Below are 20,486 nucleotides of genomic sequence, written 5' to 3'. Positions count from 1 at the left end.
ACTGTCAGTTGCCCCACCGTCACGTCATGACAGCCCGAAATATCGATCAAAGAAGGCGGCCAGCTTATCCAGCACCGCCTGCTTCTTTACGGCATGGCCGTTGCCCTTGGAGAATCTGGACACTGGCGGCAGGATTTTCGTGATCGCGATTCCTGTTGAAGGGATCGCGCCATCGCGGAACGCATTGTCGATGAAGCCATGTGTCGCCTCTGCGTTGAGGCCTTCGTCCGCAATTATCCGTTCGAGTTCTTCCGCTTTCCTGGCCGCAACAAACGCTTGCCACTGCGCATCGACCTTCGCTGATGACGAAACGGAATCGACAAACCGCTCAATCAGGTCCTTCTTGTTCCTGAGCGATGGGCTGGAATTGATGGCGCGCTCGATGGTCGCCAGAATTTCCTTGTCGCCGCCGGTTCCCTTCGATGAAAGGTAACGCTCGACCAGCAGCAGGATATAATCGACGTTGATCTCGACCTGCTTGATCAGTTCGATTTCGAACACAACGTCGTCGTTAATCGCCTCTTTGTCCGCGTCGGACACGCTGCGAAATTCGGCATAAAGGTTGAGATACAGGCTCTGATAGTCCTGAAACTCGCGCTGACTGAGGATTTCGTTGCCTGCAAAATCATCGAACGCGGTCAGAATATTGCGCAAACGCAGGATCGAGCCGAACAGTTTGATAAAGGCTTTTTGCGCAGCTTCCCCAATGATCGGCTGGCCGAGCGGGTATGTGCCAAGCAGTTCGGCGACCCGCTTTTCATACTCCCCATAATATTCCGCATAGGGCTTGAGCAACACGATGCCCTTGGCGTCCTTGTTGCCAAACAAAGCCAGCGCGTCGTTGGTTTCCTTCTCCAGATTGCGGAACGACACAATGTTGCCATAGGTCTTGACCGAATTGAGGATGCGGTTCGTGCGCGAATAGGCCTGGATCAAGCCATGCGCCTTCAGGTTCTTGTCTGCCCACAAGGTGTTGAGCGTCGTGGCGTCGAACCCGGTGAGGAACATGTTGACCACGATCACCATGTCCAGTTCGCGCTTTTTCAGCCGTTGGGACAGGTCTTTGTAATAATTCTGGAATTTGTCAGCCGAGATGTCGAAGCTGGTGTTGAACAGGGTATTGTAATCCCGGATTGCACCTTCCAGAAAATCGCGCGAACCCTGATCCAGCCCATCAGTTTCAAATTCTTCCTCGCCCAGCAGGCCGCCTTCCTCGTCCTCGTTGGCGGCAAAGCTGTAGATCAGGCCAATCTTCAGCCGCTGCGCTTCTGGCAAGGACTGCTGCTGTTTGGAAAATTCCGCATAATAGCGTTTGGCTGCATCAATCGAAGCTGTCGCCAACAACGAGTTGAAACCGGTCAGCCGCTTGCCATCATGCCGGTAGGAACTGCTGCGCTTGGTCTTCTGATCAAAGTGTTCGCGGATGTAGCCGACGATTTGGGCAATCCGTTCCGGTGCCAGCAATGCCCGCTCGGTATCGATGGCCGATACCTGCTTGTCCTTGATCCACGTTCCGGCCTTGATCGTGTTGATATAATCGATCCGGAACGGCAGCACGTTCTTGTCATTGATGGCATCGACGATGGTGTAGGTATGCAGCTTGTCGCCAAAAGCCTGCTGTGTCGTGCGCCGCCGGGGATCGCCGCCAGTGCCCGAATTTTCCGCAAAGATCGGCGTGCCGGTAAATCCGAACAGGTGATAGCGTTTGAACACGCGGGTGATCTCGGCGTGCATATCGCCAAACTGGCTACGGTGGCATTCGTCGAAGATCACGACGACATGATCGTTATAGACGTCATGCTTGCGGTTCGCGGCGACAAAGCGCGACAGTTTCTGGATGGTGGTGATGATGATCCGGGCGTTCGGGTCTTCCAGCTGCCGTTGCAGCACGGCGGTGGACGTGTTGGAATTGGCCGCGCCCTTCTCGAACCGTTCGTATTCGCGCATGGTCTGGTAATCCAGATCCTTGCGGTCCACCACGAACAGCACCTTGTCGATACCGGGCAGGCTGCGCGCCAGTTGCGCGGCCTTGAAGCTGGTCAGCGTCTTGCCGCTGCCGGTCGTGTGCCAGATGTAGCCGCCCGCCGCCGCTGTGCCCAATTGCCGCAGATTGGTGGACCCGGCGATCCGCTGCAAAATCTTTTCGGCGGCGACGATCTGATAGGGCCGCATCACCAGCAGCTTGCGGTCCACATCAAACACGCAATAGCGCGTCAGGATGTTGAGCAGCGTATGCTTGGCAAAGAACGTCTTGGTGAAGCCGGCCAGTTCGGTGATCGGGCGGTTGGCCGCGTCGGCCCACCAGCTCGTGAATGCAAAGCTGTTGGAACTCTTCTGGCGGCTGCGCTTTCCGCGCTGTTCGGCCAGATGGCCATCGCGCACGGTGTTGCTGTAATATTTGGTCAGTGTGCCATTGCTGATAACGAACAGCTGGACATATTCGAACAGGCCGGACCCGGCCCAGAAACTGTCGCGGGCATAGCGGTTGATCTGGTTGAACGCCTCACGGATGTCCACGCCGCGCCGCTTCAGTTCGATGTGGACCATGGGTAGGCCATTCACCAGCACCGTCACGTCATAGCGGTTGGCCCGCGCGCCATTAGCCTCATACTGGTTCAGCACCTGAAGCGTGTTGTTGTGGATGTTGGCCTTGTCGATCAGGTAGATGTTCTTGGTGGTGCCGTCATCGCGCTTCAGCACCTGCACATGGTCCTGCTGGATGCGGGTCGTTTTCTCGATGATGCCGTCATTCGCGCCCGCGATTGCCGTGGCAAAGAACCGTTCCCACTCCGCGTCTGACAGGGAAACCTTGTTCAGCTTTTCAAGTTGGAAGCGCAGATTGGCGATCAACTCGGCTTCGGATGTCAGGGGCAGATAGTCGTAGGCCTGCGCCTGCAATTGCCGGATGAACGCACGTTCCAGCGCATCTTCGGATTGGTAGGTGGCGTCCTGGACACTGGCGGTGTCCGGCACGAACTCGGCGACGACGGTGCTTTCTTCCGAAATCGCGATGGTTTCATAGCGGAAAGGTCGGCCAGGATTTTGGGGCGCTTCGCTCATGCGGCTTCCTGAAAGGTCAGCAATCTGTCGCGGTAATGTTCATATTGCTGGCGGCGCGCGCGGATTTCGGCCGGAAGCCCGCTGGACAGATCGTTCACCAGCGCATCGAATGTGTCGAGGATGGCGACAATGCGTTCCTGTTCGTCGAGCGGGGGAACGGGAACCTTGATTTGCGACATGACGTTGCTCATCAACTTGGGGTTGCCCATACCGCTGCTCACATATCGCTGTGCCAATTGGCCCAGCATGAAGAACAGGAATTTGGTGCTCATTTCCTTGTCATTCTTCACACGAAGCAGGCCGCAGACGTTGGTAATGCTGAATTTCTTATCCCGGTGATAGAAAACCGAACCAGCATTCGCACCATCCGTTGTCCAAGTGATCGATTCAAAATCATAGTCAAAAGAGTCAATATAACCGAAAATCCCACCGTTAGCAGTCTGCGACGAATAAACCGGATAAGCGCCCGCATGGTCGCGCAAATAGTCTTTCGACATCACGCGCCCACGATTGATCTGGCAAATCTCACCCAAGGCCATTATCCTTGTTGCTTGCTTGCTTGCTTGCTTGCTTGGCTATCCGTGCTCTCGGCGAAACTGAGCAGGGTATCGCGATAGTGCTGATACTGCCGACGCCGCGCCTCCAGCTCCGCCTCCAGCTCCGCCTCCAGCTCCGCCTCCAGCTCCGCCTCCAGCTTGGTGAACCTGTCAAGAATTGCAACAATTTCCCGCTGAATTTCGAGCGGCGGGATGGGGATTATAATTTTCGCCAGACTCTTTGCTGAAACGTCTATGACTTTCGTGCCTGTCGCATGTCGTTTTTTCTCGGCAAAGAAATGCGGTGTTTGCAGATAATAGGAAAGATACTTGGCATCCTGATCGTGCTTAAGCACCGTGGCATGTCCACCAGTGACGATCTGGGATTCTCCCAGCCATGCGACTGCCTTGCATACATCATCGATATTTTCGCTGGTGTTCGTAATGATCAGGTCGCCCGGATCAACCTTGGCGAGCCGCGCCGCCTTTTCGGCGGGAACAAATGATTTCGTTGCGGTGGCCCAAATGCCATAAAAAGTGTAAATTTGGCCGTAGTGAATGCAGCCAACGCCCGCCTCCACGAAGTCAGATTTGGGCATTCCATTGCCGCGAACCAATTCGCCGAATTCACCTATCGCCCTGGACTCCACCCCATCCGGGCAAAGCTCCGCAATCAGCGCATCGATCCGGCTCATGCCTTGTCCTTCCCGCTGATTTTCTTCTGCACCTTCTTCACGGTTTCCAGATAGGCGGTTTCCACCTCCGAAGGCTGCTCGGCAATCTGGGCACGGTATTTGGCATATTCACCGTCGGCGTGGGCCACCGCCTGTTTATGGCTGACCGTGCCAGCGCCGTGCAGGGCCTTGCCCCCCATCGCCACGATCAGTTGCGACAGGTGCGCCAGCCAGTCCTTCATATAGGTGGGTTCATGATTCAGGGCACGAAACTCGGCGGCATCGAAATAGGCCGACACCAGCGTATTCAACCGCTTCAGTTCATCGGCATCCAGATAGTTTTTGGCGATGCCCGCTTCGGCCTTGGTTGGCTGCGCACCGCTGAAAGACAGCAACCCCATGAACGGTTTGCTGGCGTCCGCGCGCTGTTTAATGACTTCCGCTGCCGTCTGTCCATGCGCGGCGTGGTGCAGCTTGTTTTGCACGGTTTTGAAAAACGCGGCGCTGGCTTCGGCACGCGGATCATAATCGATGCTGGTGGCATAAAGATCGAGCACCTGCCGGTATAGAACCTTCTCGCTGCTGCGGATGTCGCGGATGCGATCCAGCAGCTCTTTCCAATAGCTCCCGCCGCCCAGGTTTTTCAGGCGGGCATCGTCCATGGTGAAGCCCTTGACCAGATATTCCCGCAGCCGCTCGGTGGCCCAGATGCGAAAGGCCGTGGCGATGCGAGAACGCACCCGATAACCAAGGGAAATGATGAGATCGAGGTTATAAAACGGAAGGGTTCGCGTGACCTCGCGCACGCCTTCGGTGCGAACCTGTCGGAATTCCCGACAGGTTGCCGCCTCGTCCAGTTCGCCTTCGGCGTAGATGTTGGCGATGTGCTCCACGACGTTGGTGCGCGATGTCTGGAACAAATCCGCCAACTGCTGCTGGCTCAGCCAGACCGTATTACCATCAAGCCGCACGTCGATGGCTGGCGCATCGCCGCGCTGATACAGAATGATTTCGCCGCCCGGCTGCTCGCTCATGCCGCCGCCCCTTCCAGATCGGCCACGATCGCGTCGATCTGCTCCCGCAACACGGCCTGCCGTGAAACGATGGCGGCGATCTCGGCATTCAGCGTGGTGATGTTCACTGCCTGCCGCGTGTCCAGTTGTTCCACATAAGAAGACACGGCAATGTTGTAGCCGTTTTCGGCAATCTCGCTGTTGTCCACCAGTCGCGCGAAATGCGCCACGCTCTCCCGCGCGGCAAAGGCGTCCAGAATCTTTTGGCGATGTTCGCCCGCCAGCTTGTTCTTGTTGCCATGCCGCGCAAATTCGGCACTGGCATCGATGAACAGGGTCGCATTATCAGCCTTGGATTTTTTTAGCACGACGATGCAGGTGGCGATGGTGGTGCCGAAAAACAGATCGGGCGGAAGCTGGATCACGGCATCGACATAATTGTTGTCGATCAGATATTGCCTGATCTTCTGTTCCGCGCCGCCGCGATAAAGCACGCCGGGAAATTCAACGATGGCCGCCGTGCCGTTCACCGCCAGCCAGTGCAGGATATGCAGGGTGAAGGCGAGATCGGCCTTGCTCTTGGGGGCGAGCACACCCGCAGGAGCAAAGCGCGGATCGTTGATCATCAGCGGATTGGCATCACCATCCCATTTGATCGAATAGGGCGGATTGGAGACAATCGCTTCAAACGGTTCATCATCCCAATGCGCCGGATCGGTCAGGGTATCGCCGTGCGCAATGTCGAACTTTTCATAGTTCACATCGTGCAGAAACATGTTGATCCGGCACAGATTGTAGGTGGTCAGGTTGATTTCCTGGCCGAAAAAGCCCTGCCGCACCTTGTCCGGTCCCAGCACCTTGCTGAAATTGAGCAGCAAGGAACCCGACCCGCAGGCCGGATCATACACCTTGTTGATCGCATCCTTGCCGACCACGGTGATCCGGGCCAGCAGTTCCGATACCTCCTGCGGCGTGTAATATTCCCCGCCCGACTTGCCGGCGGTGGAGGCATACATCTGCATCAGATACTCATAGGCATCGCCGAACAGATCGATGCTCTTGCCCGAAAATCCGCCGCGCGTCAGCGGCAGATCGCCGATGGCATCGAGCAGTTTGACCAGCTTTTCGTTACGCTTGGCCACAGTCGGGCCAAGTTTGCTGCTGTTGACGTCCAAATCGTCAAACAGGCCCTTCAGATCGTCTTCGCTATCCGCACCATTGGCTGAGCCTTCAATCTCGGCGAAGATTTGGGACAGCGTTTCGTTGAGGTTCGCATCATTTCGCGCCCGCGCCCGGACATTGGCGAACAGGGCTGAAGGCAGGATGTAGAACCCCTTTTCCTTCACCGTTTCGGCGCGACCAAATTCGGCATCGGCGTCGCTCAGACTGGCATAGTCAAAATCGGGCGAACCGGCGCGGCGTTCCTGCTCGTTCAGATAGGCGACCAGGTTCTCGGAGATGAACCGGTAGAACAGCATCCCCAGAACATAGGTTTTGAAATCCCAGCCATCGACGCTGCCACGCAGATCGTTGGCGATGCGCCAGATGGTCTTGTGCAGTTCGGCGCGCTCGGCTTCTCTGAGGTTGCTCACAGGCGCGCGCTTCCAATGCCAGAGCGTTGCTGCGTTCCGCCTGCTTCGATGTCCTTCAAGCGCTCATACTCCTCGACTGCCATCACTACCACAACACCGCGCCCATGCTTTTCGACCAGCACCGGGCTTGCGCGCGCCGTGTCGATCATCAAGCCAAAGCCGTTCTTCGCCTCTCGCGCCGACATGGTTTTCATTGCTGGCCTCTGCATTGGAGCATTGCGCCAATTAAGGCGAAATGGCTCTTTTAGGCAATGATTGAATGCCTGATGGCAGCGATGTCTGTCGTAATTCCGGCGAGTAGGTTGGCGTAGGATGTGGAGGGCAAGATAAAAGGAGTGCCAGCATCTGGCTCTTAAGTGGTTAGTTCAGCTGAGGAATTTTGTATGGCACCGAAGGGAGGCTGCCATACGATAGTGCGCAATGGCGCGGAAATCTGCGGCGCAAACGTATGGCACCCCTGATTTTTGGGCGGTTGTGCTCAATCCGGTTCGGTCAACGATAGGCCGAGCGCGATGGATGCCCGTGATGGGGCGGTGTGGCGATGTAGGCTGCTGGGCCTCCGGCGGCGCAATCTTTCGATTTTGGGCGGTGCCATACCGTTTCGGGGCTGAAATCCGGGTGTTTCGACGGGAGCGTATGGCACCGGAAATTCGGTGCCATACGGAAATGCTGTTATAACTCATAGGCTTAACAACCGAGTGCTGGCACCTCTTTTATCTCGCCCTCCAAAACAGCCCTAATTCTGCTGCCTTGCCGATTCCGCCGATGGTATTCCGCAGCCACCTAAAGGCCACCAAGCAACGCTTGCCTGCGATGGGCACGAAATGCCCTGCTTTGATGAAGTTTGGCCGGGAAGCGGAACACCCGCCGCAAACCTCCCTACCTATCCCGCTCTTTCCGGCAGCCTGTTTGTCTGCGCTGGGCTGCGAGGCGTAGTCAGGCGCAGAGGCGGCGATAGAGCGATCCCGCCGCTTCGGGCAGAATGGCGCGCACGAAATCCATCTGACGAAAGCGAAGTTCATGCCCCGCGCCCTATCCAAAACCGCCACCATGCCGGAAACCCCGCAATTGCCTCTGGAGCCGTTGACCGTGCGTATCCCGGTCGCGGTGCAGCTGACAGGAATTGGCCGGTCGAAGCTGTATGAGCTGATCGCGGCGGGCGAGGTCGATGTCGTCAAGATCGGCGCGTCAACACTCATCACCGTTGCCAGCCTGCGCCGCCTTATCCAGAAATCGCGGCGCTAGGGGGCTTGCGGAAGCTGCCTTGCAGGATCTTCGCGCCTGATCGGAGCTGATCAAGATAGTCGGACCAGCTTTTCATCATGGCCAGCCGTTCCTCCCAATGTTCACCGCGAGCATAAGCCCGGCGGACGTCGTCGGTCTCGGCATGGCCATGCTGGCGTTCGATGGCGTCCGGGTTCCAATGGCCCTGCTCGTTCAGCAACGTGCTGGCCATGGCGCGGAAGCCGTGCGCGGTCATCGTTTTACTATCAAACCCCATGCGCCGCAGGGCGAGGTTGATCGTGTTTTCGCACATGGGACGATCCCGCTTGCCTTGGGCCGGAAAGAGGTAGCGGCGGTTGCCGCTGATCTCGCGCAGTTCCTCCAGGATGGCGAGCACCTGCCGGGCCAGCGGCACGCGGTGGGCGACGCGCATCTTGGTTTTCTCGGCGGGGATGGTCCAGACGTTCTTGGTCAGGTCGAATTCGGTCCATTCGGCGTGTCTGAGCTCGCCAGGACGCACGAAGACGTGAGGGGCGAGGCGAAGGGCCGCATGGGTGACCGGATAGCCCGAATAGGCGTCTATTGCCCGAAGCAGCACACCTGCCTCCATCGGGGAGGTAATGGCCGCCCGATGCGTGACTTTGGGCACGGTGATTGCGCCGCGCAGGTCTGCCGAAATATCACGGTCAGCGCGCCCGGTGGCGATGGCATAACGGAAGACCTGCCCGCAGGTGCTGCGCAGCCGTCGCGCTGTCTCATAGTGGCCGCGCTTCTCAACCGCGCGCAGGACCGCCAGCAATTCGGGCGCTTTGATCTCACCAATCTTGCGCGCGCCGATGATGGGGTGGGCGAACTCCAGCAGCCATTTCAGCTTGCCCAAGGTGACTTCGGCGCGGCCTTCGCGGCGGGCTTTGTCGAGCCATTCCTCGGCCACGGCCTGAAAGCTGTTCACGTTGGCCAGCGGTCCGGTGATCTTGTCGATCTTGCGCTTGGCCGACGGATTCATGCCATCGGCAATCTGCTTCTTGATTTCCAGCCGCTTGGCTCGCGCCTCGGCCAGCGAAACGGTGGGATAGACCCCAAGGGCTGCGGTGGCCCGCTTTTCGCCGAAGCGATAATCGACGCGCCAGCATCGCTGACCGGCCTTTGTGACCAGCAGGTATAACCCGCCCCCGTCAGAAAGCTTGTAGGGCCTATCGCGTGCAACTGCCTTTCGGACGGCCAGATCGGTAAGCATGAGGCCACCTTCTTGTCGGTTTCGATACCGTCAAAAATACCGTCGGATACCGTCAATTGCAACGAATTTGACCGGATGCGGGTGGACGCTCCTACCGTCAAAAACCTTTGATTTTGGGGACTTCTCCGGACATTTATGGACATGTCCGGAGGAAGCGATGGTGCCCAGAAGAGGACTCGAACCTCCACGCCCTTGCGAGCGCCAGCACCTGAAGCTGGTGCGTCTACCAATTCCGCCATCTGGGCACGGGGCGCGCGCCGTGATGGCCGCGCCGGGTAGGACCGGGCCGATAGCGGTCGTGGTGTCTGGTTGTCAATGGCGCATCGTGGCGCAAGGGCACGCTTCTTTGCATCGGGCGCGGGGAAATGCGCATTGCACCTGATGGCCGTTGAAACCGGGGCGCCGTTTGTGCCAAGGGACCGAATGAGTTTTTCGGCCGTTTCCTGACCGTTGCGGGCAGAGGGCGGCTTGCAATGGGACGCATGTACATGACAAGCGGCAGGGCACGCGACCTCGACGGCAAATTGATTGCGCTGATCGGCGGTAGCGGTTTTTTCGGGCGGCATCTCGCGCAGGAATTGCTGGCGCGCGGGGCGCGGTTGCGGGTGTGCAGCCGGTATCCCGAAAAGGCTTACACGGTACGCCCGCTGGGCAACCTGGGGCAGGTGCAGTTCGGGCGAGTTGATGTGCTGAAACCCGAATCGCTGGCGCCGGCGCTGGCCGGGGCGGATGCGGTGGTAAACCTGGTCGGTGCGTTTGCGGGCAACCTCGACGGCTTGCAGGGCAAGGGTGCGGGCGGCATTGCCGAAGCCGCGCGCGTTGCAGGCGTAGCGGCGTTCGTTCATGTTTCGGCGCTGGGGGCCGATGCGGCGTCCAGAGTCGCCTATGCGCGCACCAAGGCCGAGGGCGAGGCCGCGGTGCGCGCCGCATTCCCCGCAGCCACGATCGTGCAGCCATCGGTGCTGTTCGGCGAGGACGACAAGTTCGTGAACCTTATCGCCGGCCTGGTATCGATGCTGCCGGTGCTGCCGGTGTTCGCGCCGCATGCAAAGTTGCAGCCGCTGTTCGTCGACGACGCCGCCGAAGCGATCGGCAATGCGTTGGCCTACCCGCTGGCGCATGCGGACAAGACTTACGAGCTGGCCGGACCCGAAGCGATCGATATGGCCGATCTGCACCACCGGATTGCGCGCGCGCAAGGGCGGTCTCCGCTGCTGATCGAACTGCCCGATGCGGCTTCAAGTGCGTTCGCCACGCTCACCGGCTGGCTGCCGGGTGCGCCGTTGAGCCGTGACCAGTGGGCGCTGCTACAGCCCGGTAACGTGGCAACGGGCGCGGTCCCGGGGATCGAGGCGCTGGGCGTGACGCCGCGCCCGCTGGGGCTGTTCCTCGATCGCTGGATGGTGCGCTATCGCAAGCACGGTCGCTTCGGCAGCGAGATCCGCCCGGTCTGAGGCGAATAATCAGGCGTTCACGTCGGCATAGTGACTGGGTGGAGCGACGCCTTCCATCCGTTCGGACAGCAGCGGGCGGAAGCTCGGGCGGCTCTTGAACACCGCATACCAGCTTGCAGCTTGTTCGTGGTGCGACCAGTCGATCCCGCCCAGGTAATCGGCCACCGAGATTTGCGCGGCCGCGGTCAGGTCGGCCAGGCTCATCGTTGCGCCCGCCAGCCACGGGCGGCGATCGATCAGGTAATCGAGGTAATCGAGGTGCGCGTCGGCCAGTCGCATCGCCTCGCGCAGCGCCTTGCTGTCGGGCGGCTGGCGGGTGAGCCGCTTGTGCATCTTTTCGTTGAGCAGTGGCGCGGTCACGTCGTCGAAGAAGTTCTCGTCGAACAGGGCGACCAACCGGCGGATTTCGGCGCGGTTGGCGGCTGTGCCGATGATCATCTGCGACTTGTCGACGGTTTCCTCGAAATATTCGCAGATCGCGCGGCTGTCGACGAGCGTGATGTCGCGGTCTTCATTGCGCAGCACCGGGGTGTGGCCGGCGGGGTTGAGCTGGAGGAATTCATCGCGCCGTTCCCACGGGTTTTCGCGAACCAGATCGTAGCCCACGCCTTTTTCGCCCAGCAACAGGCGCACCTTGCGGCTGAACGGGCAAAGCGGGAACTGGTAAAGCGTCCACATCGCAGGTCTCCATTGGGGATTACCCATGACAAGGCGGGGTGGCCGCTGTCCAGCCGTGCGCGCGTCAGGCCATCGAATTAACTGTGGGAGACGAATCTGGGGGCGATGAAACCAGATCGATCCGTGGCGCGGCCAGCTCGAACGCATTGGCCAGTCCTGTCAGCCGCCGTTCGAGCGTCGTGTCTACCAGCGCATGTAGGTCGCGCGGCAGTTCCAGCACAAGTTGGCCACCCTCGGCGCGGATGGCGGTGCGCAACAGCAAAGCCGGCGCTCCGCCCGAAATGCGCTGCGCCAGCCGCATCGCATAGCCCCAGCCGCGCGCACGGCGCAGATCGTCCTCCCCAGCCAATTGCGTCAACAACGCGGGTTGTTCGGTTCCGCCCCCAATTCCTCCCATCGCCACCAGCAGCGATGCCGCCATGATCGCCCGGTCGGCGGGGCTGGCGCCGGTCCAGTTGCCATGCAGCGCCAATTCTTCGGCGCCGAGCGCGCGGAAATCGGGGTTGCTGCTCCAGCCGGTGCCGCGCAGCAGGCAGGCCGAAAGCCGCAACCGCGCCAATGTCGGCGCCTCTGTGCCGAACAACCCGCCCAGCCACGCATCGAGCGCTTCGGCATAGCCGGGAAACTGCTGCTGGTTGGCGGTCACGAAGCGGACGCCTTCGATCAGCGGATCGCGCGCGCGCTGTTCGGGCGGGAGCGCCTGGTGGAGCAGGCCTTCGCGCAGGCCCTGCGCCGAAATCACCAGCGCGCTGGGCCGCAAGGCTTCGACCAGCGCCGAAAGCAGCCCGGCGCCATCGTCGATATGCGCGATCCGCGCCGACTTGATTCCCGGCAGCGCCTTCAACGCCAAGCGGTCCATCGCGCGCACCGAATCGTACAGCGCGCGCGCGTCCTCGGGTGGAATGGCGTAATTGCCGAGCACCGACAGCGGCGCCCCGGTCTGCTGCATATGCACCCGCGCCAGCGCGCGCCATGCGCCACCCACCAGATAGAGTGGCCTCCCCGCGCAATTGTCGAGCCAGGCCAGCTTGCCGAGCACGGTCTGGACATGGCGGCGCAACTTGCCGTGGCCGCTTGCGCGGATTTCGGCGACGCGCATCGTGCCCAGCCGCAGCGAGGTGCGTTGCAGCACCGCATCGCCCGCCACGCGCACCAGTTCTAGGCTGCCCCCTCCCATGTCGGCCACCAGCCCGTCGGCACCCGGCATGGCCGCCAGCACGCCCTGGCCCGAACCGACCGCCTCGTCCTCGCCCGAGAGGATCTCGGCGGGGAGCCCGAGCGCGCGCACCGCTTCGATGAACGCTTCGCCATCGGCCGCCTCGCGCACCGCGGCGGTTGCCACCACGCGCAACGAGGCGAGATCCATGCCATCGAGCAGCGCGGAAAAGCGTTGCAGCCCGGCCAGCGCAATGGCTGCCGTCGCCGGATCGAGCCGGCCGCCCTGGACTACGCCGCGCCCGAGGCCGGCCATGATCTTTTCGTTGTACAGCACCACCGGCGCGCGCGGCGCTCCGCCGAACACGACCAGGCGGATCGAATTCGAACCGATATCGATGATCGCGCGGCGATCCGACATCATCGGGCCGATCCGGTCAGGTCACCTGGAGGCAGATTGGATTTGAACATCGACGGCTGTTTAGGGAGCGCGTGCAATGCCAGCAAGCGCGGCTGCCCCTCAAAATCGGGCAAAAATAATCAGTGCGGGTCGGGAACCACCGGATGCGGCAGGTGTGCGGCCGATAGCGGGGTCAGCGACAAGGTCGGCACCGCGGCGTCTTCCTCCAGCGATGCACCGCGCCCCGACAGCGACGGATTGGTCATGAAGTAGCGGTGCAGGTTGAACGGCTGCGAGCCCGGTACGATGCGCTGGTAGCTGCCGTCGCGCTGCATCAGCCAGCTCTGTTCGTCGTCGAGCAGGTTGGCGAGCATGACCTGTTCGAGCACTTGCGCGTGGACCGTGGCGTTGCGCAAGGGCAGCGCATATTCCACCCGGCGTTCGAAATTGCGGTTCATCCAGTCGGCCGAGGAAATGTACAAGTCGGCCCCCGCGCTGGGCAGCGGCGCGCCGTTGGCGAAGGCCCAGATGCGGCTGTGTTCCAGGAACCGGCCGATCACCGACTTGACCGTGATCGTTTCGGACAGCCCCGGCACGCCCGCTCGCAGGCAGCACACCCCGCGCACCACCAGCACGATCGGCACGCCGGCGGCGCTCGCTTCGTACAACTTGTCGATCGCGCTGCGGTCGGACAGCGAGTTCATCTTGGCCCAGATGCCCGATGGCAGCCCCTCGCGCGCGTTGGCGATTTCACGGTCGATCAGTTCGAACAGCTTGGGCTTGAGGGTCAGCGGGCTGATCACCATCTGCTCAAGGTCGCTCGGTTCGAGGTAGCCGGTGATGTAGTTGAGCACTTCGGCGGCATCGCGCCCGATAGCGGGATCGGCGGTGAAGAACGACAAGTCGGTGTATATCCGCGCGGTGACGGGGTGGTAGTTGCCCGTGCCGAAGTGGCAATAAGTGCGGATCAATTTCCCCTCTCGCCGCACCACCAGGCTGATCTTGGCGTGGGTCTTCATCTCGATGAAGCCATAGACAACCTGCACGCCCGACCGTTCGAGCTGCGCCGCCCAATGCAGGTTCTGCTCCTCGTCGAAACGCGCCTTCAGTTCGACCACAGCCGTCACCGACTTGCCCGCTTCGGCCGCGTCGCACAGCGCCCGGATCACCGCACCCTGCTTGCCGGCGCGGTAGAGCGTCTGCTTGATCGCCAGCACGTCGGGATCGGCGGCGGCCTGGCGCAAGTAGGCCAGCACCACGTCGAAGCTCTCGTAAGGGTGATGGACGATGAGGTCCTTCTGGCGGATCGCCGCAAAGCAATCGCCATCGTGTTCGGCTATCCGTTCGGGAAAGCGCGGCACGTAAGGCACGAAGCGCAAGTCGGGCCGGTCCATCTCGACCACCAGCGACAAGTCGGTAATGCCCAGGAACCCGTCGGTCTTGACTGTGAATGCGTCTTCGCCGCCCAGTTCGCGCTTGATCAGCGCGGACAAGTCTGGATGGATCGCGGTTTCGGTTTCCAGCCGGATCACGCGGCCGCGCCGGCGCCGCTTGATCGCGCTGCGGAAGGTGCGGACGAGATCTTCGGCCTCTTCCTCGAAGTCGATGTCGCTGTCGCGGATCACGCGGAATGCGGCCGATCCCAGCACGGTATAGCCGGGGAACAGCCGCCCCGAAAAATGCCGCAGCACCACTTCCAGGCTGACGCAGCGCGCGCCGTCCTCGAGCACGTGCAGGCGCGGAAGCGCGGCGGGCAGCATGATCAGTTCGCGCACCGGCTCGCCATCTTTCAGCCGTTTGAGCTCGAACAGCATCGAGAGGCCGAGATTGGGGATGAACGGAAACGGGTGCGCGGGATCGAGCGCCTGCGGGGTGATGACCGGGAAAAGCTGTTCGCGGAAGAACTTGCCCAGTTCCCGCTCGGCCGGGCCGTCGATGTCGCGCGCCGTCATCACCTGGACGCCGGCTTGCGCCAGCAGCGGTTTCAATTCGCTCCACAGCGCTTGCTGTTCGGCCATCAGCGCATCGGCTTCTGCGGCGATCAGCGGCAGTTGCTGGGCAGGGGTCAGCCCGTCGATCGAGGCGTCTTCGACCTTCTGGAGCACTTGCCCGCGCAAACCGGCGACGCGGACCATGAAGAATTCATCGAGGTTGGCGCCCGAAATCGACAGGAAGCGCAACCGCTCGAACAGCGGGTATGCGGGGTTGGCGGCTTCGGACAGCACCCGGCGGTTGAACTGGAGCCACGACAGCTCGCGGTTGAAATAGCGGCCGGCCGGGTCCGCAGTCGGTTCGGCGTTTGCGATTTCAAGCGAGGGGGAAAGGGATTTGAGTGCCATGGCGGGCGCAAGCTAGCCTTGCAGACCCCTGCACGGCAAGCCGCACGAGCGCTGCACTGCAATAAGACCGACCTGTGACTGGCCCATGACCAGCTTGGGACTAGCCTGTGACCGGCCCGCGGTCAGGCCACGCGCAATTCCAGGGCAGGTGCGGACACAACGCGTGCCGGTACGCGCTGCGCAAGGGGCGGATGCTCGATGACGGCCGGATGCTGGATGGCGGCCGGATGCTGGATGTTTGAGCAGGGCGCTGGCGCACCATTCAGCGTGCCGAGCTTGGCTTCGACTGCATCCCACACGCCTTGCAGCGCGCGCGCAGCCGAACACGTGGGTGAAACCTCGCCCAGCGGACGGCGGAGCACCGCGGTGCGTTCGACATCGCTTGACGCCGGGACGATCGGCCAGCCGGCGGCTTGCCCGGCGCGCAATTCGCGGTGGATGGTGCGGCGGCCATCATACATCGACAGCACCGGCAGGATCGGCGGATGGCGGCCATGCTGACGCGCAATCTCGCTGCGCACCAGTTCGAGCGCGCGGAACGACAGTGGTGACGGCGGCAAAGGCACGATCACGAGGTCGGCCGCGCCGATCACCTGTTCGCTCACTTCGTTAAGCACCGGCGGGCAATCCAGCACGATCCGATCGTATTCGGCCGAAAGCTGCATGGTAAGGGCGGCCAGCCGCCGCCGCTGGCCAAGCCGCGCAAACGTGAGCGCGAGACTGCGCAAGCTGGGATCGGCCTGGAGCAGCGACAGTCCGGCATACTGAGTGGGTGCAATCAGGTCGCGCGGGCGACCGTCACGCTGAAAGATCGAGGCCGCTCGTTCGGCGCGGCGTTCGGGCTGACCCAGCAGGAAGCCGGCGCCGCCCAGCGGATCCAGATCCCAAAGCAAGGTGCGATGATTGGATACCAGCGCCGCGCGCCAGGCCAGATCGACCGCGATGGTCGTCTTGCCCACGCCGCCCTTAACGCTGTAAACCGCGATTACCGCCATTGCGGATTGACCCCCGACCCGAGTTATCGGTATAAACTTCCCTATATTACCGATTCGTGCAATCGATTCCTGCGGCCATGTGCCAGCGCAACACAGAATCTTCCGCCATCGCTAACCGGGGCTGGCCAGCTTGCGCTCCACCGCCGCCCACAGCGTGGCAATCGCGCGGGCTGGCGGCTCATTGGGCGCGAATGCGCCAACCGGTTCGCGGCGTTCGGCCATCTGCTCGATCCGGCTGGCCATCGGGATCACCGGCCAGTCGGGCATTTCCTCAAGCGCAGCGCGGTGCAGCCGCCGGCGCCGATCCACCATCGAGAACACCGGCAGGATCGGCGGGTGAGTCTTGTGCGAACGGACCAGTTCGGCGCGGATCGCATCAAGCGCACGGCGCGCCAGCGGGGACGGCGGCAACGGCACGATGATCAGCGCGGCGGCGCGGATCACTTGCGCCGAAAGCTCGTTCAGCACGGGCGGGCAATCGAGCACGATCCGTTCATAGCGCCGCGCCAGTTCCTCGGTCAGCCGCGCCAGCCGGCGGCGCTTGCCGATGCGCTCGAAAATCGAATCGAGGCTGCGCAGGCTGTCGTCGGCCGGCAGCAGGTCCAGCTTGTCGTAAGCGGTCGGCTGGATCAGCTCTTCGGGCGCGAGTTCGCGCGTGAAGATCGAAGCGGCGCGGGTGGCGAGCGGCGGATCAATCCCGGTGAGGAAGGCCGCGGCGCCCTGGACATCGAGATCCCACAACAGCGTCTGCCGCCGCGACACCATCGCCGAATTCCAGGCGAGCGCCGCCGACAGCGTCGACTTGCCGACGCCGCCTTTCACGCTGTAGACTGCAATCACCGCCATGGTTCGAGCCTAGCCACGCACCCACACGATGCAAGTGCGTTGCAGATTTCGTGTGCCTGATCCGGAACTGCGTTCCGGATAGCCTGTGCCGTCCCGCTCCCCCGGCCCTACCACCCATTGAGTGTACCCTGTGGGTGGTAGGGCCGGGGGAGCGGGACGGCACAGGCTTCGAAATTCGCTATTTCGCGAATTTCGACAAAGGCTTTCAGTGGGCAGTGCCACGCATCGCGCCACGGATTTCCTCGAAGTCGGCGCGGATCTGCCGCAGCGTTGCGCCGTCGAACCGCACCGCGCTGTCGAGCACCGAACGCCGGGCCGCGCCGTAAAGCTGGATCAGCGCAAGCCCGGTCGGGCCTTCGGGGCTCACCCCCAGTTGCAGCGCGGTCAGCGCCGCCACTGCGCGGGTCAGCGCCGCGCTTTTCATCGCATTGTCACCACGATCGGCGGCGAACAGGGCGCGATCGAGCGATCCGCATAGCTGTTCGAAGCACACGTCGACGAGTTGGAGCGGGTCGGAACCCGAAACGCGCGCCTCGAAATCGATGCGGCGATAGGTTTCGCAGGGGTCGCGGGGGCGCAGCATCAGTTTGTCCTGTTGCTCCAGGACGTTGCCTGGTTCTGGAGGTAAGTGAGTGTCGACTTGGAGTTGGCGACGATCGAATTGGAATGCGCAAACTGAGTTACCAGCCGGGTGCGCAATTTGTCCTGCTGGGTGGTCAGCGTGGTGCGCTGCGTCCCCAGTTTGGTCTGCAAGCCGGTGTAGCGGGCGATCGAGCCCGACAATGAACCCGGATCGCTGGCCGAAGTGAGGTTGCGCGATATGCCGTCGAGCGTGCCGTAAACTCCGTAGAGCCCGGTCGTGAACATGGCTGCCACGTCTTGCGGATTGGACTTGAGCGTGGCGTTGAGCCTCGTCGTGTCCAGCTTGAAGGTGCCGTCCTTGTTGACCGACAGCCCCAGGTCGGACAGCGTCGAAGGCGCACCCGCCGCCGCATTGGGCATGATCCTGGTGCCGGCCAGGCCAGCCAACTGGCGGCGCAGCGCGCGCGCGCCGCTGTCCGCCGAAAGCCCGCCCGAGGCCGGATCGAGATCGGTGTTCAATTCGCCGACCAGCACGTTCAGCGCATTGGTCATGTCCTGCATCGATGCGGCGATCTGCGTGGTGGGATCGCTGAAGGTGATCTGCGTCGGCGCGCCGGGGTTTGTGCCGGTCAGGTTGAGCGAGATCCCGGGCGCGGCGCTGGGAATGGTGTTGCTGGTGGCGGTGCGGCTCACCCCGTCGAGCTTGTAGGCCGCATCGCTGGCGCTGGCGGCGATTGTGGCCGTGGGTGTGCCGGCAGCAACTGCAGCCGCCGCGGTGGCTGGATCGAAGGCAAGTTTGGCCAGGCCCGGATCGCCGGCGATTTCGGTGGCGCTCAGCGTAAAGCCGCTGGCTGCGCCCTGCTGGCCCTTGAGCACGAGATGCGCACCATCGCCGCTGGTGGCGACGTAAGCGGTGATCCCGGCGCCCGAGCCATTGATCGCACTGGCGACATCGGACAGCGTGGCGCCGGCAGCGATCGAGACCGTGACCGGTGCGTGGGCTGCATCGGGGGTGAACGCCGTGCCCGCAATCGTGCCGAAGTTGATGGTGAGCGAGCCCGACCCGGCCAGCGTGGTGGGTGCGGCAAAGGCTTGCGAATTGAGCACTTGCGGGCTGGCCAGCCTGGTCACTTCCAGGCTGTAGCTGCCGCTCACGCCCGAACTGCCCGGGGGCAGGCTGGCGCTGGCAACCGCGCTGTTGGCGACCGACGGCTGCGCCGACAAGCTGCCGGTGCGCACCACGCTGCCGAGCGAGCTGGCCAGCGTGAGCAGGTCGCTTTTGAGCTGGGTGGCTTGCGAGATCTGCGTGGTGAGCCTGGTGTTCTGGTTGTCGAGCCGCACCAGCCGGCCGGCGAATTCCGCAGTCGCCAGGTTGCCTGCCAGTTGCGTCATGTCGATGCCGGTTCCGCCACCGAGCGCCGTTGCCAGCGCCGAACCGATGCTGGCCGAGTCCGCGACAGTCTGCGTGGTTGCGGTCGAGCCGGTGGAGGAGGTGGACGTTACCATGAGACGAAGAACGACAGCAGCGGCATCGGGTTAAGCCCTGTTTTCAACGGCTGGTCGCAGAAGTGCGCGATCTTCGGGCTTGCCTTCGGCATCGAAGCGCAACGTCTGCGGCACGTCCACTTGGGGCATCGGCGGCGCATCGCCGCGCTTGAGCGACAGCACGAACGCCAGCACCGAGGCGACCGCGGCGTACAACTCCTCGCGGATCATCTGGTTTTCGCGCGTGGTGAAATAGACCGAGCGCGCCAGCGGCGGGATTTCCAGCGTCGGCAGACCCAGTTCGGCGGCCAGGTCGCGCATCGCCAGCGCCTTGTCGCCGCGTCCCTTGGCCAGCACCACCGGCGCGGGCGCCTTCTCGGGATCGTAGGATAGCGCCACCGCGAAGTGCGATGGGTTGGTGATGAGGAACTGTGCTTCCTGCATCGCGCGCTGGACGCCGCCGCGCGAAAGCTGGCGCGCGCGGTTGCGCTGCGCCTGCTTGGTTTCGGGCGAGCCTTCGGATTCCTTGCCTTCGTCGCGCATTTCCTGCCGGCTCATGCGCAGCCGCATGAAACGCCGCACGAGCTGGACCGGCACGTCGAACATCGCGATCGCCATCAGCCCGGCGGCCATCGTGAACGCCAGCGAGGTCAGCATGTCCCAAGCCATGGCCAGTTCGGCCGAGAGCGTGCCGGTGCCCAGGCCGACCATCGTAGTCAGCCGTGGCTTCGCCCAGAGGTAAAGCATCGAGCCCAGCAGCGCGAGCTTGAGCAGGCCTTTGCCCAGTTCGATCCAGCCTTGCGTCCCGAACACTTTGCTCAATCCGGCCAGGGGGTTGAGCCGCGACGCCTTGGGCGCAAGATTGCCCGGCACCCAGCGTCCTTCGCCCAGCGTTAACTGGAGTGCGACCGCCGAAACCATCACGCCCCCGCCCAGCACCAGCACCGGCGGCATCGCAGCAATCAGCGCGGTGAGCAGCAGTTGCTGCGGCGAAAAGCTCTCGATCGTGGCGTGGTCCCACACGAAACCGCTGCGCACGCTGGCGGCCAGCTTGCCGAACACCCACGGCCCGGCAAAGCGCAGCCACGCCGCGCCGATCAGCACGGTGACCGCGGTGGTCAGTTCCTTCGATCGGACGACGTCGCCCTTTTGCGCGGCATCGCGCTTGCGCTTGGCGCTTGGTGCGAAGGTTTTCTCGCCGGCGTCCTCTGACATG

General features: G+C 62.3%; 17 protein-coding genes and 1 tRNA gene. 2 read left to right on the top strand and 16 right to left on the bottom strand.

Going from position 1 to position 20,486, the window contains the following annotated elements:
- Nucleotides 1–24: 24 nt before the first annotated feature.
- Genes Q0R16_RS09860 through Q0R16_RS09835 form a run of 6 tightly spaced genes read right to left on the bottom strand, consistent with a single transcriptional unit; the run spans nucleotide 25 to nucleotide 7,069 of the window.
- Nucleotides 25–3,060, bottom strand: a complete 3,036-nt coding sequence (locus Q0R16_RS09860) for a type I restriction endonuclease subunit R (protein WP_295635717.1) — start codon at nucleotides 3,058–3,060, stop codon at nucleotides 25–27.
- The gene (locus Q0R16_RS09855) at nucleotides 3,057–3,593 is read right to left on the bottom strand and encodes a restriction endonuclease subunit S (RefSeq protein ID WP_295635715.1); all 537 of its coding nucleotides are present in this window, start codon (nucleotides 3,591–3,593) and stop codon (nucleotides 3,057–3,059) included. The genes Q0R16_RS09860 and Q0R16_RS09855 overlap by 4 nt, the downstream gene beginning before the upstream one ends.
- A gap of 5 nt (nucleotides 3,594–3,598) precedes the next feature.
- Nucleotides 3,599–4,291: a restriction endonuclease subunit S gene (locus Q0R16_RS09850; RefSeq protein WP_295635713.1), complete on the bottom strand. Its 693-nt coding sequence runs from the start codon at nucleotides 4,289–4,291 to the stop codon at nucleotides 3,599–3,601.
- Nucleotides 4,288–5,304, bottom strand: coding sequence for a virulence RhuM family protein (locus tag Q0R16_RS09845; RefSeq protein ID WP_295635711.1), 1,017 nt, complete (start codon nucleotides 5,302–5,304; stop codon nucleotides 4,288–4,290). The genes Q0R16_RS09850 and Q0R16_RS09845 overlap by 4 nt, the downstream gene beginning before the upstream one ends.
- Complete coding sequence (locus tag Q0R16_RS09840; RefSeq protein ID WP_295635709.1) at nucleotides 5,301–6,875, bottom strand: type I restriction-modification system subunit M; 1,575 nt, start codon at nucleotides 6,873–6,875, stop codon at nucleotides 5,301–5,303. The genes Q0R16_RS09845 and Q0R16_RS09840 overlap by 4 nt, the downstream gene beginning before the upstream one ends.
- On the bottom strand, nucleotides 6,872–7,069 hold the full coding sequence (locus Q0R16_RS09835) for a type II toxin-antitoxin system Phd/YefM family antitoxin (protein WP_295635707.1): 198 nt from the start codon (nucleotides 7,067–7,069) through the stop codon (nucleotides 6,872–6,874). The genes Q0R16_RS09840 and Q0R16_RS09835 overlap by 4 nt, the downstream gene beginning before the upstream one ends.
- An 826-nt stretch (nucleotides 7,070–7,895) precedes the next feature.
- On the opposite strand from Q0R16_RS09835, the gene Q0R16_RS09830 reads away from it, so the two are divergent.
- Nucleotides 7,896–8,120 (top strand): helix-turn-helix domain-containing protein, encoded by a 225-nt coding sequence (locus Q0R16_RS09830; protein WP_295635705.1) that lies wholly within the window; start codon nucleotides 7,896–7,898, stop codon nucleotides 8,118–8,120.
- On the opposite strand, the gene Q0R16_RS09825 is transcribed toward Q0R16_RS09830, so the two are convergent.
- The gene (locus tag Q0R16_RS09825; RefSeq protein WP_295635703.1) at nucleotides 8,098–9,336 is read right to left on the bottom strand and encodes an integrase arm-type DNA-binding domain-containing protein; all 1,239 of its coding nucleotides are present in this window, start codon (nucleotides 9,334–9,336) and stop codon (nucleotides 8,098–8,100) included. The two genes, Q0R16_RS09830 and Q0R16_RS09825, sit on opposite strands and share 23 nt — an antisense overlap.
- A 158-nt stretch (nucleotides 9,337–9,494) precedes the next feature.
- Nucleotides 9,495–9,581: transfer RNA gene (locus tag Q0R16_RS09820), tRNA-Leu, on the bottom strand.
- Between the two features lie 243 nt (nucleotides 9,582–9,824).
- Between Q0R16_RS09820 and Q0R16_RS09815 the strand changes: the two genes are divergently transcribed.
- On the top strand, nucleotides 9,825–10,790 hold the full coding sequence (locus Q0R16_RS09815; protein WP_295635700.1) for a complex I NDUFA9 subunit family protein: 966 nt from the start codon (nucleotides 9,825–9,827) through the stop codon (nucleotides 10,788–10,790).
- Between the two features lie 9 nt (nucleotides 10,791–10,799).
- On the opposite strand, the gene Q0R16_RS09810 is transcribed toward Q0R16_RS09815, so the two are convergent.
- From Q0R16_RS09810 to Q0R16_RS09775, 8 genes are all read right to left on the bottom strand, one after another.
- Entirely contained in the window at nucleotides 10,800–11,468 is a 669-nt protein-coding gene (locus Q0R16_RS09810) for a glutathione S-transferase family protein (protein ID WP_295635698.1), read from the bottom strand.
- 64 nt (nucleotides 11,469–11,532) lie between these two features.
- A complete protein-coding gene (locus Q0R16_RS09805; protein WP_295635696.1) occupies nucleotides 11,533–13,047 on the bottom strand; it encodes a Ppx/GppA family phosphatase in 1,515 nt (504 codons plus the stop codon).
- A 116-nt stretch (nucleotides 13,048–13,163) separates the two neighbouring features.
- On the bottom strand, nucleotides 13,164–15,362 hold the full coding sequence (locus Q0R16_RS09800) for an RNA degradosome polyphosphate kinase (RefSeq protein WP_295635694.1): 2,199 nt from the start codon (nucleotides 15,360–15,362) through the stop codon (nucleotides 13,164–13,166).
- A gap of 122 nt (nucleotides 15,363–15,484) precedes the next feature.
- Nucleotides 15,485–16,357, bottom strand: coding sequence for a ParA family protein (locus tag Q0R16_RS09795; protein WP_295635692.1), 873 nt, complete (start codon nucleotides 16,355–16,357; stop codon nucleotides 15,485–15,487).
- A gap of 111 nt (nucleotides 16,358–16,468) precedes the next feature.
- The gene (locus tag Q0R16_RS09790) at nucleotides 16,469–17,203 is read right to left on the bottom strand and encodes a ParA family protein (protein ID WP_295635690.1); all 735 of its coding nucleotides are present in this window, start codon (nucleotides 17,201–17,203) and stop codon (nucleotides 16,469–16,471) included.
- Nucleotides 17,204–17,408: 205 nt separating this feature from the next.
- Nucleotides 17,409–17,786, bottom strand: coding sequence for a flagellar protein FliS (locus Q0R16_RS09785; protein ID WP_295635688.1), 378 nt, complete (start codon nucleotides 17,784–17,786; stop codon nucleotides 17,409–17,411).
- Nucleotides 17,786–19,291, bottom strand: coding sequence for a flagellar filament capping protein FliD (gene fliD / locus Q0R16_RS09780; protein ID WP_295635686.1), 1,506 nt, complete (start codon nucleotides 19,289–19,291; stop codon nucleotides 17,786–17,788). The genes Q0R16_RS09785 and fliD overlap by 1 nt, the downstream gene beginning before the upstream one ends.
- A 30-nt stretch (nucleotides 19,292–19,321) precedes the next feature.
- A complete protein-coding gene (locus Q0R16_RS09775; RefSeq protein WP_295635684.1) occupies nucleotides 19,322–20,485 on the bottom strand; it encodes an EscU/YscU/HrcU family type III secretion system export apparatus switch protein in 1,164 nt (387 codons plus the stop codon).
- Nucleotide 20,486 lies beyond the last annotated feature (1 nt).

The organism is Novosphingobium sp., assembly GCF_025351285.1.
GTDB lineage: Bacteria > Pseudomonadota > Alphaproteobacteria > Sphingomonadales > Sphingomonadaceae > Novosphingobium.
The sequence above is the reverse complement of the archived record's forward strand: the minus strand, read 5'-3'. Positions and strand labels throughout refer to the sequence as shown.

Coding starts and splice junctions, on each gene's coding strand:
- Q0R16_RS09860 (WP_295635717.1), bottom strand. CDS start 3,060: ATGAGCGAAGCGCCCCAAAATCCTGGCCGACCTTTCCGCTATGAAACC.
- Q0R16_RS09850 (WP_295635713.1), bottom strand. CDS start 4,291: ATGAGCCGGATCGATGCGCTGATTGCGGAGCTTTGCCCGGATGGGGTG.
- Q0R16_RS09845 (WP_295635711.1), bottom strand. CDS start 5,304: ATGAGCGAGCAGCCGGGCGGCGAAATCATTCTGTATCAGCGCGGCGAT.
- Q0R16_RS09835 (WP_295635707.1), bottom strand. CDS start 7,069: ATGAAAACCATGTCGGCGCGAGAGGCGAAGAACGGCTTTGGCTTGATG.
- Q0R16_RS09830 (WP_295635705.1), top strand. CDS start 7,896: ATGCCCCGCGCCCTATCCAAAACCGCCACCATGCCGGAAACCCCGCAA.
- Q0R16_RS09825 (WP_295635703.1), bottom strand. CDS start 9,336: ATGCTTACCGATCTGGCCGTCCGAAAGGCAGTTGCACGCGATAGGCCC.
- Q0R16_RS09815 (WP_295635700.1), top strand. CDS start 9,825: ATGACAAGCGGCAGGGCACGCGACCTCGACGGCAAATTGATTGCGCTG.
- Q0R16_RS09810 (WP_295635698.1), bottom strand. CDS start 11,468: ATGTGGACGCTTTACCAGTTCCCGCTTTGCCCGTTCAGCCGCAAGGTG.
- Q0R16_RS09805 (WP_295635696.1), bottom strand. CDS start 13,047: ATGATGTCGGATCGCCGCGCGATCATCGATATCGGTTCGAATTCGATC.
- Q0R16_RS09800 (WP_295635694.1), bottom strand. CDS start 15,362: ATGGCACTCAAATCCCTTTCCCCCTCGCTTGAAATCGCAAACGCCGAA.
- Q0R16_RS09795 (WP_295635692.1), bottom strand. CDS start 16,357: ATGGCGGTAATCGCGGTTTACAGCGTTAAGGGCGGCGTGGGCAAGACG.
- Q0R16_RS09790 (WP_295635690.1), bottom strand. CDS start 17,203: ATGGCGGTGATTGCAGTCTACAGCGTGAAAGGCGGCGTCGGCAAGTCG.
- Q0R16_RS09785 (WP_295635688.1), bottom strand. CDS start 17,786: ATGCTGCGCCCCCGCGACCCCTGCGAAACCTATCGCCGCATCGATTTC.
- fliD (WP_295635686.1), bottom strand. CDS start 19,291: ATGGTAACGTCCACCTCCTCCACCGGCTCGACCGCAACCACGCAGACT.
- Q0R16_RS09775 (WP_295635684.1), bottom strand. CDS start 20,485: ATGTCAGAGGACGCCGGCGAGAAAACCTTCGCACCAAGCGCCAAGCGC.